12 protein-coding genes are annotated in these 11,647 nt (G+C 39.4%); 8 read left to right on the top strand and 4 right to left on the bottom strand.

Features of this window, described 5'->3' with window-relative positions; translation table 11 throughout:
* Window positions 1-25: 25 nt before the first annotated feature.
* Entirely contained in the window at window positions 26-628 is a 603-nt protein-coding gene (locus AC3CH7_RS17570) for a LysE/ArgO family amino acid transporter (protein ID WP_012294644.1), read from the bottom strand.
* Window positions 629-734: 106 nt separating this feature from the next.
* Here AC3CH7_RS17570 and AC3CH7_RS17565 point away from each other — a divergent pair, with 106 nt between their 5' ends.
* Window positions 735-2,195 (top strand): aminotransferase-like domain-containing protein, encoded by a 1,461-nt coding sequence (locus AC3CH7_RS17565; RefSeq protein WP_488381680.1) that lies wholly within the window; start codon window positions 735-737, stop codon window positions 2,193-2,195.
* 146 nt (window positions 2,196-2,341) lie between these two features.
* On the top strand, window positions 2,342-3,526 hold the full coding sequence (locus AC3CH7_RS17560) for an oxalate decarboxylase family bicupin (RefSeq protein ID WP_481276446.1): 1,185 nt from the start codon (window positions 2,342-2,344) through the stop codon (window positions 3,524-3,526).
* Between the two features lie 37 nt (window positions 3,527-3,563).
* Here AC3CH7_RS17560 and AC3CH7_RS17555 read toward each other — a convergent pair whose 3' ends face one another.
* Entirely contained in the window at window positions 3,564-4,715 is a 1,152-nt protein-coding gene (locus tag AC3CH7_RS17555; protein WP_036161791.1) for an MFS transporter, read from the bottom strand.
* Window positions 4,716-4,813: 98 nt separating this feature from the next.
* Between AC3CH7_RS17555 and yeiL the strand changes: the two genes are divergently transcribed.
* Window positions 4,814-5,476, top strand: a complete 663-nt coding sequence (gene yeiL / locus AC3CH7_RS17550; protein WP_031416058.1) for a transcriptional regulator YeiL — start codon at window positions 4,814-4,816, stop codon at window positions 5,474-5,476.
* A gap of 46 nt (window positions 5,477-5,522) precedes the next feature.
* Here yeiL and AC3CH7_RS17545 read toward each other — a convergent pair whose 3' ends face one another.
* Entirely contained in the window at window positions 5,523-5,822 is a 300-nt protein-coding gene (locus AC3CH7_RS17545) for a hypothetical protein (protein ID WP_036163751.1), read from the bottom strand.
* 283 nt (window positions 5,823-6,105) lie between these two features.
* On the opposite strand from AC3CH7_RS17545, the gene AC3CH7_RS17540 reads away from it, so the two are divergent.
* From AC3CH7_RS17540 to panF, 3 genes are all read left to right on the top strand, one after another.
* Window positions 6,106-7,086, top strand: a complete 981-nt coding sequence (locus AC3CH7_RS17540; RefSeq protein WP_012294638.1) for a diaminopimelate dehydrogenase — start codon at window positions 6,106-6,108, stop codon at window positions 7,084-7,086.
* A 691-nt stretch (window positions 7,087-7,777) separates the two neighbouring features.
* Window positions 7,778-8,041 carry a YhdT family protein gene (locus AC3CH7_RS17535; RefSeq protein WP_012294636.1) on the top strand — a complete coding sequence of 88 codons (264 nt, stop codon included), beginning with the start codon at window positions 7,778-7,780 and terminating at the stop codon, window positions 8,039-8,041.
* Window positions 8,041-9,486, top strand: coding sequence for a sodium/pantothenate symporter (panF, locus tag AC3CH7_RS17530; protein WP_036161783.1), 1,446 nt, complete (start codon window positions 8,041-8,043; stop codon window positions 9,484-9,486). The genes AC3CH7_RS17535 and panF overlap by 1 nt, the downstream gene beginning before the upstream one ends.
* A 44-nt stretch (window positions 9,487-9,530) precedes the next feature.
* On the opposite strand, the gene AC3CH7_RS17525 is transcribed toward panF, so the two are convergent.
* Window positions 9,531-10,301: a TSUP family transporter gene (locus tag AC3CH7_RS17525; RefSeq protein ID WP_008178734.1), complete on the bottom strand. Its 771-nt coding sequence runs from the start codon at window positions 10,299-10,301 to the stop codon at window positions 9,531-9,533.
* A gap of 127 nt (window positions 10,302-10,428) precedes the next feature.
* On the opposite strand from AC3CH7_RS17525, the gene AC3CH7_RS17520 reads away from it, so the two are divergent.
* On the top strand, window positions 10,429-11,211 hold the full coding sequence (locus tag AC3CH7_RS17520; protein WP_012294634.1) for a TrmB family transcriptional regulator: 783 nt from the start codon (window positions 10,429-10,431) through the stop codon (window positions 11,209-11,211).
* Window positions 11,212-11,232: 21 nt separating this feature from the next.
* Window positions 11,233-11,616 (top strand): hypothetical protein, encoded by a 384-nt coding sequence (locus AC3CH7_RS17515; RefSeq protein ID WP_230584417.1) that lies wholly within the window; start codon window positions 11,233-11,235, stop codon window positions 11,614-11,616.
* Window positions 11,617-11,647: the final 31 nt, after the last annotated feature.

The following is an 11,647-nucleotide window of genomic DNA, read 5'->3' as shown; positions in this document are numbered from 1 at the left end:
TCATCCTGAGCATTTTCTCTGTAGGTTACAGTAAGCCAAATGCTAGATAACAAGCTGTCGCCCAAATGAAAATCGCTGAGCATCTATTAAAAATTCTCATCACATTTCCGGAGCTATCAAGCTTTTGGAAAGAGGATCCAGTTACAGTAAGGCCAAAAAACCATAGCCAAGAAATAAGGACACATGCTGTAGTGAAGATGAATTGCTCTGTACCACTATATTTTAAGGCACTCGTACCAATCACCCCAATAGTATCTAAAATGGCATGTGGATTTAGAAGTGATACAGAAAGTGCAAAGAGAATTTGTTTTTTTACGGGAAGTGCCTCACTCTTATTGCCAGTTACTGGACTTGAACGCCAAATCGTATAGCCCATATAAAGTAAGAACAATATACCAACCGACATTAAAGTAATGCGTAACCATTCAAATTGTAAGACGATTATTGACAGACCAAATACCGCCAGTAATATTAGCAATGTATCGCAAATGGCAGCTGTCAAACTAGCTGGCAGCGCTCGCCATATAGTTGGTTGTGTAGCACCTTGAGAGAAAACAAAAACATTTTGTACGCCTAATGGCAAAATGAGACCAAATGCTAAAATGATGCCGTGAAGAAATGCTTCCAATGATTAATCCCTCCTTTCCTTCATCATTTTAGCTATGGTATCACTAAAAGAAAACGACCAATTGGATGGTTTTTTATCCACCCAATTTTAAATGGAGGCGATAACCATGGGCTGGCAACCAAGTAGAAAAAGTGGCCATACATTACAGCAACAAATTGTTCAGTGGGTAACTGCCCAAGTCGAACGAGGAGATTGGGCAGCAGGGACTAAACTGCCTACTCAAAGACAACTGGCTATGCAATTCGGTGTAAATCGCAGTACAGTTCAACAGGCTTTAGATGAATTAAAAGCGATCGGTATTCTTGAAGCAAAGGTAGGTTCAGGAGTTTATGTCACTCGCAATTTCTGGCATGCATTACTTCAACAAACACAGCCAAATTGGCAAAAATATATCGAAACGAGCCTGCATAAACCAAATTACCATACAATCCAATTAATTAACGAATATGAGCAGCGTGATGATGTGATTCGATTAGGGACAGGAGAACTAGCACCAAGTCTTTTACCAACAGAGGAAATTGAAGCTTCACTAAGGGAGCTATCCTTGCAGCCCAAAACATTAGGCTACTCATCACCACAGGGCAATGATCAACTCCGGGCAGCTATCTGCGATTATGTACAAAAACGAGGCATCGAAGCGGAGCCTCAGAACGTTTGTATTGTCTCTGGTGCATTACAAGCTTTACAGCTAATTGCCGTTGGTTTACTAGAGCAAGGGTCCATCGTTTTTCAGGAATCAACCTCCTATTTGAATTCTGTTCATCCATTTCAATCGGTTGGTATGCAAATGATTGGGATACAGCGAGATGAACAGCTTGCTCAAACACTATCTCAAAGGAAACGAAAAAAACAAGCCGTGTTTTATGCCATTCCTACATTGCATAATCCAACTAACCATGTATGGACATCTTTGGAAAAAAAACAGCTATATGAGGTCTGCCAAGCAGCACGCATTCCTATAATTGAAGATGATGTTTATCATGAATTGCTTTTTGATGACCCGTCACCACCCATTAAGGCAATGGATAGTAGTGGACAAGTTCTATATATTGGGAGTGTCTCCAAAACCTTAAGTCCTGGGTTACGCATTGGCTGGCTAATCGGTCCAACGACTGTTATCGAACGATTGGCAGATATTAAAATGCAAACGGACTACGGCTCAAGTGCTATTTCACAAGAACTTGTGCTACATTGGCTACAATCAGGGAAATATGAAAAACATCTTATACGTTTACGACAGCAATTACAGGATCGTGCTGATTTTACAGAACAAATATTACAGGAAAAGTTTAGAGAGTTAGCTGATTGGAATAAGCCAAAGGGAGGCTTTTACATTTGGCTCAAGTTCCATTATCCAGTTGTCGATAAGGACTTCTTTGTCAAGCTATTACAGCATCGTGTCTTAATTAACCCAGGCTATATTTATGATCCTCAAGATCAGCATCATATTCGTTTATCCTACGCCTATGCAACCTATGAGGAAATGCAGGAGGGTTTACAAATTTTATATGATTATGTAGTGGAGGCTACGGATATTGGTAACGGTAGCAAAGTGAGTAAGAAGTAAGAAGGGGACACTCTGAAATTGTTGAACAGAAACGATTGATTGCATAATTACCTGTGAATGTAAAGGGCATAATCCGAGCTGTATACCCATACATTTTAGAGAATCATAGCATTTCAGTTCGATTTCTAACATAAAGAGGTGAATGATTGGAAAATTTGTCGTCAGGTTATTTTCAGGTGCCCCAACCCATACGTAGTGATGGGGCAGGAGGCATAGATAAAGGACCACGCGATATAATGAGAGATTTAGAAAATCCCGATATGCTGGTGCCCCCAACAACAGATGCAGGTTTGATTCCGAACCTACGATTTTCATTTTCAGACACACATATGACCTTAAATCAAGGGGGCTGGTCTCGCGAAATTACGGTACGTGAATTACCAATAGCGACCACATTGGCTGGTGTTAATATGAGTTTGACACCGGGCGGCGTACGTGAGCTACACTGGCATCAACAGGCAGAGTGGTCCTACATGTTATTGGGGCATGCACGTATTACGGCGGTCGATCAAAATGGCTGTAATTTTATTGCGGATGTAGGCCCTGGCGATTTGTGGTATTTTCCACCAGGAATACCGCATTCCATACAAGGCTTAGCGGACGGCTGTGAATTTTTATTAGTATTTGATGATGGGAATTTCTCTGATCTCAATACGCTTTCCATTTCTGATTGGTTTGCTCATACGCCAAAGGAAGTGCTATCAGCGAATTTTGGTGTTCCAATTCGTGCCTTTGATGATATTCCGAGTGAACAGGTGTATATTTACCAAGGCAATGTACCAGGATCGATTGACTCGCAAAAAATTCACTCTCCCTATGGTAAGGTGCCACAAACTTTTAAACACCGTTTGTTGGCTCAGCCACCATTGAAAACACCGGGTGGCAGTGTACGCATTGTTGATTCGACCAATTTCCCAATCTCTAAAAATATTGCGGCAGCATTAGTGGAAATTGAGCCAGGTGCAATGCGGGAGCTGCATTGGCATCCGAATAATGATGAATGGCAATATTATTTACAAGGAAAAGGGCGTATGACGGTATTCACTGGGGATGGAACTGCTCGAACATTCGATTATCGCGCAGGAGATGTCGGCTATGTGCCGTTTGCGACCGGTCACTATATTGAAAATACAGGTACGGAGCCATTATGGTTTTTGGAAATGTTTAAAAGTGACCGATTCCAAGATGTATCGTTAAATCAATGGATGGCACTAACACCAAATGAGCTGATACAAAGCAATCTACAGGTTGGTCCGGAGCTAATACAAGCATTAAGAAAGGAAAAGTGGCCAGTGGTGAAATATCCTGGATTTTCCTATTATCCGAAATGAAAAACGCAGGTGAAGTAATTCTCACCTGCGTTTCATATTAATATTGATATTTGCGTCGTGTCATGAGCACTATAGCGATGGCTGGTACGGTACAAATTAACATGGCTGCAAAGGATAAACCAGGCGATAGCTCGTATAAATAGCCTCCCAAAAATGTCAGGATGGCTGTACTTAACCCCATCGCTAATGCTGAATATATACCCTGTGCGTTTGGAATTTGCTCCTTCGGTAGGGTTTGTGTGAGATAACGAATAAAAGCAAAATGTGCCAGAGCAAAGGAGAATGCATGCAAAGTTTGAGAGGCAATAAATACCCAAACATTTGGGAACATAAATATGAGTAACCAACGTAGAGAAGACCCGCTAGCTGCTAACAGTAATAATGAAGAAGAACGCCATTTCGTAAATAAAGTATCAGCCTTCATAAAGTATAGGATTTCGCAAATAACGGCGATATTAATAATCATGCCCATATAAAATGGATCTACTTGTAAATCTTCTAAATAAATATAACCATAGCTATAATAGGAGGCATGTGCACCTTGCAATAAAATAACAATGAATAAAACAATTGGGAAACCTTTAATAGTCCATAGTGTTTTCATGGACAATGATTTAGCACGTTGCTCCTTTGTTGGCACAATAAGCAATTCCTTTGGTGTAGCGAATAGCTGCATAAGCAGCATGCCGATTAAGCCAAGGATCATGCTCCAAAAGATAATATTTTTACCGAATACCCCTGTTAGCATACTTATAATTAATACGGCAATCACAAAGCCAAAGGAACCATAGGAGCGGCTTTTACCATAATGAATGTTGCCAGATTGGACAAGCGTTGCAGCACTACTTTCAACAGCTGGTAACAGTGCTGGGTAAAAAATACTAAACAAAATTGTGACCACTAATAATGCACTAAAGCCCGAACTTGGTATGTACAGCAGTGCTGTCAGAAGTGCACCGACTGCTAAAATGGTAATGAGACGTTTATTGTTAACATATTTAGCGAGCGTGGGGAAGAAGAATAGATTAGACGTGGCTCTAGCGAGTAACCCACAGCCCATTACAACGCTTGCTTGTGATACTGTCAAATGTTTAGCATCCACAAGCCAGCCTGTCCAGTAGGGTAAGAATATGCCCCAAGTAATAAAAAATGTAAAGAAATTTTGAGAAAGCCATCGTTGATTATTCATAAATTTACCGTACCTCCATTTAACTATGTTGAATAATAGCACGTTCATCGCTACAATAATGTGAGATATCTCATATTTTTCAGAGGAGAGAGTAAAAAATGCATATTCTAACAGCTGAAACACGCACCCATTATCTCGAAAAATACCCTATTCATGATTTCTTCTCCTTTGACATTAATCCCTATTTAGAAGTTTGTGAATTTGACAAAGGAGAATGGATTTTCCAGGAAGGCTCTTTTCCAGAGACATTGTATTACATGATTGAGGGTAAGGCGAAGCTCTATATGACGCATAAAAATGGCAAGGTTTCACTCATCGAATATTTAGAGGCACCACGTTTTATGGGGGAGATTGAATTGCTGAATGAGGCAAGATATACAAAGGGCATTCAAACGGTATCTAAGACAATTTGTTACTCCATTACCCAATCATGTAAGGAAAAGTTACTTGCTGACGCTTTATTTTTACGACGACTTTGTGTGTTTTTAGGGGAAAAGGCCACAAAAATAACCTCCAAATATACACAAAATCAGGCATATCCTTTTGAAAGTCGTTTAGCAGCCTTTATTCAATTATCGGCTGATCAAGGTGTTTATAAGGAAAAGCATACAGAGATCTGTGAGTATTTAGGGGTTTCCTATCGCCATTTATTATATGTATTGGCACAGTTTTGTGAGGAGAAAATTTTAGAAAAACGCAAGACAGGCTACCATATTATTGATGAAAAACGTCTCGCACAATTGGCTCAGGAGATTCAGTAGTTGGGGAATTAAAAATAGGTGGAGTATATAAACCGTCGTTCAGACTTCAAATAAAGAAGTCATGGATAGATTTGTTATATTCACTTTTTTTAATGAGCCAGCGAGCAATTTCCTTGCCGCTATAATAAAAGTCTACTTCATTAACCCTGTTTTTTTGGATGGATTTGTCTAAGGTGCTTTCCATAACGTCAAAAGGTAGAACACCGATACTTACATGCTTGTTTGGTAATAAACTTTCAAGCGGCTTCCTTACAGTTTGTATCGTTTCACTGCTTTGGTTTACAGAAAATGTAAGTAGTTCTCCTTGTGCCGTTGTTGTGCTTAATGAGTAACCAGTACTTTTCATTCAACATGCCCCCTTTTGTCGTTACATTTATTGTACAAGACTGGTTCGAAAAATAGCCGTCATTTACAAGTCTTTTACGAAAACTTAAAGGTCCATGGAATATTTAGTAATTTGTAACCGTATTCATACCATCATTGGATGAAAATCATAGAAAACTGATATATATTCTTTCAAAAAAACTCATACTCAAACTATTGTGAATTTTTCTAACACGAAGTATTATTGTAGTTAGATTTAACGTGAAGGTTTTCACAAAGTCACGTAATCGTGAGGAGGAATTTTAATGAGTGCAATTCGAGTAGGTATTGTAGGTTATGGAAATTTAGGTCGTGGTGTGGAATATGCTATATCACAAAATCCAGATATGGAACTAGTAGCAGTATTCACACGTCGAGACCCTTCAACAGTAAACGTAGCAAGCAATGCTAGCGTATATGTAGTAGAGGACGCTGAAAAATTCCAAAATGACATTGATGTTATGATTCTATGTGGGGGCTCAGCAACAGATTTACCAGAGCAAGGTCCACATTTTGCTCAATGGTTTAATACAATTGATAGCTTTGATACACATGCGAAAATTCCTGAATTTTTCGATGCGGTTGATGGAGCAGCTCAAAAATCTGGTAAAGTATCTGTCATCTCAGTTGGTTGGGATCCAGGTTTATTCTCATTAAATCGTCTATTAGGAGAATCTGTATTACCAGTTGGTACAACGTATACGTTCTGGGGAGATGGTCTAAGTCAAGGTCACTCTGATGCAGTTCGTCGTATTGAGGGCGTTAAAAATGCTGTACAATACACTTTACCAATTAAAGAAGCAGTAGATCGTGTACGTAACGGTGAAAATCCAGAGCTAACAACACGGGAGAAACATGCTCGTGAATGCTGGGTTGTGCTGGAAGATGGCGCAGATGCAGCAAAAGTTGAACAAGAAATTGTGACAATGCCTAACTACTTCGATGAATATAATACAACTGTCAACTTCATCTCTGAAGAAGAGTTTAAAGCAAACCACACAGGTATGCCACATGGTGGTTTTGTTATTCGAAGTGGTGATAGTGGTGCAAACGATAAACAAATTCTTGAATTCTCATTAAAACTCGAAAGTAATCCAAACTTCACATCAAGTGTTTTAGTTGCTTATGCACGCGCAGCACACCGTCTGAACCAAGCTGGTGATAAAGGGGCGAAAACAGTATTTGATATCCCATTCAGTCTGCTTTCACCAAAATCAGCGGCTGAATTACGTAAAGAATTATTATAATTACAGAACTAAAACCCGATTATCATTGATTTGATAATCGGGTTTTTTATTTATCTCCATCAAAACTATTAAAATATGGTAAACTGTCAATCATTTAATAACCTGAATTTTTGTAACCTTACACTAACGGAGGTTATCGTTTACATGACAGATATTATCATTGAATCTAAATGTATAGCTCCAAATCCATCCAATTATTGTATTAATCGAGCAACTCTTATGAGAACATTAATAAAATGTCATCAGCATACATGCACACTTATTCATAGTGGAGCAGGATATGGCAAGACAACCATCCTCACTCAATTTCTATACCCGAATCTCGACGTTTTTCTTGGTATAGTATTTCCGATGAAGATGATACAGTTTTACCCTTTTTAAGGCATCTTTTTCTCAGTATACAGCAAATTGTACCTAATTTTGGTCAGACATTTGATACATGGGACCAATTATCTCGCTTTCCAAAATGGAGGAGCTCAATCGCTGGTACAAGCTGTTTATCAATTGCTTATGTAACATAGATAAGCCACTCCTAATTGCTCCGTTGTTGGCTATGAGGATGCCTTTCCAATCATAGGAAAATTAAAATCGTCAATTAAAGCGTAGTAAAGTCAAGGACGCTTATTTGTCCACATCTCTTCCCATCAGACCAACATATCAGTAAAATAGAGTAGGTTAGGGGGATTGTCTTGTGAAAGATCAACGCTTTAAAATTGCGCATCGAGAGGCACTTATTGGAATTGGACTAGTCCTTGTGAACTTTGCGATTTGGTTTGGCTTTGCATATGGACTAGGTGCAGGGGATCCCGCAAATTATTCGTATGTTTTGGGTTTTCCTGCTTGGTTTTTCTATAGCTGTATCGCAGGGACAGGCTTTATGATCCTGCTCGTCTGGATCGTTATGAAGCTCTTCTTTAAAGAGGTTCCATTTGATGATGGGGAGGAGGAGCGCTAATGCACTGGCAAGTTGTATTTCCATTGCTATTATTTCTAATTATTATTTTTGGAATTGGACTCTGGGCCAATAAACATGTTCGCTCCTCTAACTCGTTTCTACAGGAGTATTTCCTTGGTGGTCGAGAAATGGGTGGATTTATTCTAGCGATGACCATGATAGCTACCTATGGTAGTGCGAGCAGCTTTATCGGAGGGCCAGGAGTAGCTTATACGAAAGGACTTGGCTGGGTGCTACTTGCCATGGCACAGCTACCTGCGGGCTATTTTGTCCTGATGATTTTAGGGAAGAAATTTGCTATTATTGCTCGTCGTTACCAAGCTATTACGCTCATTGACTTTTTACGTGAGCGCTATAAAAGCCATGTCATTGTCATTCTGTCTGCTATTAGTATCATTGTCTTTTTATTTTCAGCGATGATGGCACAGTGGGTAGGGGGAGCCCGTTTAATCGAGTCTTTAACAGGCTTACATTACACGGCAGCATTGTTTATATTTGCGATATCAGTATTAGTGTATGTTATCATTGGTGGCTTCCGAGCAGTTGCTTTAACAGATACTGTTCAAGGTACGATAATGGTCATTGGAACTGTTATTTTATTAATCGGAACTATTATTGCAGGTGGAGGCATCGATAAAATTATGTCCTCGCTGGTCGCAGAAAATCCCCATTTCGTATCTCCATTTGGAGCAGAAGGGGATTTAACGCCTCTGTATGTTTCAACGTTTTGGCTATTAATTGGTGTAGGTGTGGTGGGACTTCCCCAAATTGCCGTGCGTGCGATGAGTTATAAAGATTCTAAAAGTATGCACTTAGCGATTATTATTGGTACGATTGCTATTGGGACCATTATGTTTGGGATGCATCTAATTGGTGTGTTAGCACGACCTGTCCTACCTGGCATCGACATTGGTGATAAAGTCATGCCACTCTTAACATTGAAGGTGCTGCCGCCATTTTTAGCAGGGATTGTCTTAGCAGCGCCAATGGCCGCTACCATGTCCACTGTCAATGCATTACTTATGCTAGTAAGCTCTACGGTTGTCAAAGACATCTATCTAAATTACATGAAGCCACAGGCAAGTGATGCCGAAATTAAACGCGCAAGCTTTATTGTAACGACTGTGATTGGCTTAGCAGTGATCGTCTTTGCACTCCATCCACCTGATTTATTAGTGTGGTTAAATTTATTTGCATTTGGTGGGCTTGAGGCAGTCTTTATTTGGACGGTAGTTCTCGGATTATACTGGAGGAAAGCAAACAAATATGGCGCCATTGCGTCCATGATTTCAGGTATGGCTTTATATATTTTCATCGACCGGTTCTATCCGACGGCCTTCGGTATGCATACCGTTACGATTCCAATTGTAGCTTCCCTTATTATTTTTGTAATCGTAAGTCTTGCTACTAGTCATAAATTTAAGGACGAGCACTTCCTCATATAATGTAAAACAACGCCGCAAATTTTGGACTGTGGCGTTGTTTTTTATTAATGAATCATATAATCGTAGGCATTTTTTGCAAGGAGTGTCATTGTCACAATAATAAAAAGCGTCCGGACAAAGCCGCTTCCTTTTTGAATGGCCATTCGAGAGCCAAGCATAGCCCCTCCAATTTGAGCAACCCCCATGACTAAACCATATACATAATGGATTTGACCTAGGTAAGCAAACATACAAACACCTGCCACATTACTTGCTAGATTTAAAAATTTCGCATTTCCTGCCGCCTTTAAAAAATCAAAGCCAACAAGCAAGAAGCTAAAGATTAAAAATGAGCCCGTTCCTGGACCAAGAAACCCATCATAAAATCCAATAGCAAATAATAGCATCATAAATAAAAATAAGTGGGTTTTCGACAGATTTTTTACCGTTGAGACAGCGCCCCAATCTTTTTTAAAGATTGTATAAATCCCAACAGCTGCCAGCATGATAAGCATTAATGGTTTTAGTAGAGCTGGGTTAATTAAATGAACAGTCCATGCACCACATAAAGATCCAATGAAGGCGAGAGGGAAATATTTCAGCACAGATCGAATTTCAAGCTGACCAGAACGGTAAAAGGAAATGGACGAAGTAAGTGAGCCCATTGCGCCTGCTAACTTATTGGTTGCCACAGCGGCGGCTGGATTTAGGCCAACAAACAATAGAGCTGGTAAGGAAATTAAACCGCCACCTCCAACGACTGAATCGATAAATGCCGCCAGAAATCCAAACGAAATTAAAAGTATTAGAATATGTACATCCACATCAAAAACCATGTCTTACACCTCATTTTAATTAGTTACTACTGAAATAGTAACTAATTTATTTGAAGCTGTAAAGCCTAACTTTTTCATTGGCAAATGTTCACAACAGTAGCCTATAATAAAAATATGGAGGGATGATATGGATGAATTAATCGCCCAATTAAAAGAACTGGGATTGACAGAATATGAGGCAAAGGCCTATACAGCACTCGTACAAAATAGTCATGTCAGTGCCTATCAAGTTAGCAAAAACTCTGGGATTCCAAGAGCTAGAATCTATGACATATTAAATGGTCTTGTTGAAAAGGGATTCGTACTGAAAGAGGAAACGGCGGATCAAACGACGTATTCTTCTATTCCTGTCGAGATGTTTTTGCAGCAAATTCAACAGCGCTGGCAATCGAATTTTACATCGATTAGTGATCAGTTAGAAAAACTAGAAATGAAAGAACAGGAAGCGGAATCTAAAGTATTAATGCTAAAAGGGAAGCAGACGATCGTTAATTATTGTCAAACCTTATTAAAAAAAGCAGAGACAAAAGTCATCCTATCGATGTGGGAAGATATGTACGATACCTTACGTGAGGATATTGAAGAGGTATCTCAGCATGTGGAGGTGCATGGCATCACTTTATATGTCGAGGAACATCTAGCATCTATAGACATGCACAGAGCCACACACTATACGAGAAAGACTTCTACACCTCATTGGTTTATTTTATCGGTTGATGGTCAAGAAATGATTTATGGTCACTCGCCATCCAACCAAGAAACCGCATTTATAACGAATGACCCTGTGCATATTTATTTACTAGAGGATTATATTTGGCATGATGTTCTTATCAATAGACTAGTAAAACGCGATGATAATGAATTGGAGGACTGGATTGCTAAAGAACGTAAAGCATTTTTCTTAGAGTAGTTATAAGGGAAGGGGAGCATCTTGAAAAAATGGATGTTGCCAGTATTACTTTATTTATTAATGATGGGTGGATGTGATTCTGCACCGCTGCCGGTTTTTCCTAAGATTCAAGAGCTAACAATCGTTCCTGACCATATCCAACAACATATTATAGCTACAGACAGAATTCAGTTATTGTATGAAGATGACGTGACGTACTATCTTGTCATGTTTTCAAAAGGAAATGTGCTAGCAAGTGTAGCAGCTAATGAAAATAGGTTAGTCATTCATTTCAAGGAAGGAAGCGAGCAAAAGAAAGAAGCTCTACCCTATGTCTATGCCATCAACAAAAGCGCGGAGCTGACTATTATCGAACTGTATATTAACGGCAAAAGCATGCCGATAGATCGTATTACCATGCTGTAATAAAAAACCGAAATCCCTAAAAAGAGATTTC

The sequence above is a fragment of the Lysinibacillus sp. F12 genome, assembly GCF_057773605.1.
The sequence above is the reverse complement of the archived record's forward strand: the minus strand, read 5'-3'. Positions and strand labels throughout refer to the sequence as shown.

What these genes read in the sequence shown, in the direction of transcription:
- yeiL (WP_031416058.1), top strand. Translation starts at nt 4,814, where the DNA reads ATGCATATTCTAACAGCTGAAACACGCACCCATTATCTCGAAAAATAC.
- AC3CH7_RS17545 (WP_036163751.1), bottom strand. Translation starts at nt 5,822, where the DNA reads ATGAAAAGTACTGGTTACTCATTAAGCACAACAACGGCACAAGGAGAA.
- AC3CH7_RS17540 (WP_012294638.1), top strand. Translation starts at nt 6,106, where the DNA reads ATGAGTGCAATTCGAGTAGGTATTGTAGGTTATGGAAATTTAGGTCGT.
- panF (WP_036161783.1), top strand. Translation starts at nt 8,041, where the DNA reads ATGCACTGGCAAGTTGTATTTCCATTGCTATTATTTCTAATTATTATT.
- AC3CH7_RS17520 (WP_012294634.1), top strand. Translation starts at nt 10,429, where the DNA reads ATGGATGAATTAATCGCCCAATTAAAAGAACTGGGATTGACAGAATAT.
- AC3CH7_RS17555 (WP_036161791.1), bottom strand. Translation starts at nt 4,715, where the DNA reads ATGAATAATCAACGATGGCTTTCTCAAAATTTCTTTACATTTTTTATT.
- AC3CH7_RS17565 (WP_488381680.1), top strand. Translation starts at nt 735, where the DNA reads ATGGGCTGGCAACCAAGTAGAAAAAGTGGCCATACATTACAGCAACAA.
- AC3CH7_RS17525 (WP_008178734.1), bottom strand. Translation starts at nt 10,301, where the DNA reads ATGGTTTTTGATGTGGATGTACATATTCTAATACTTTTAATTTCGTTT.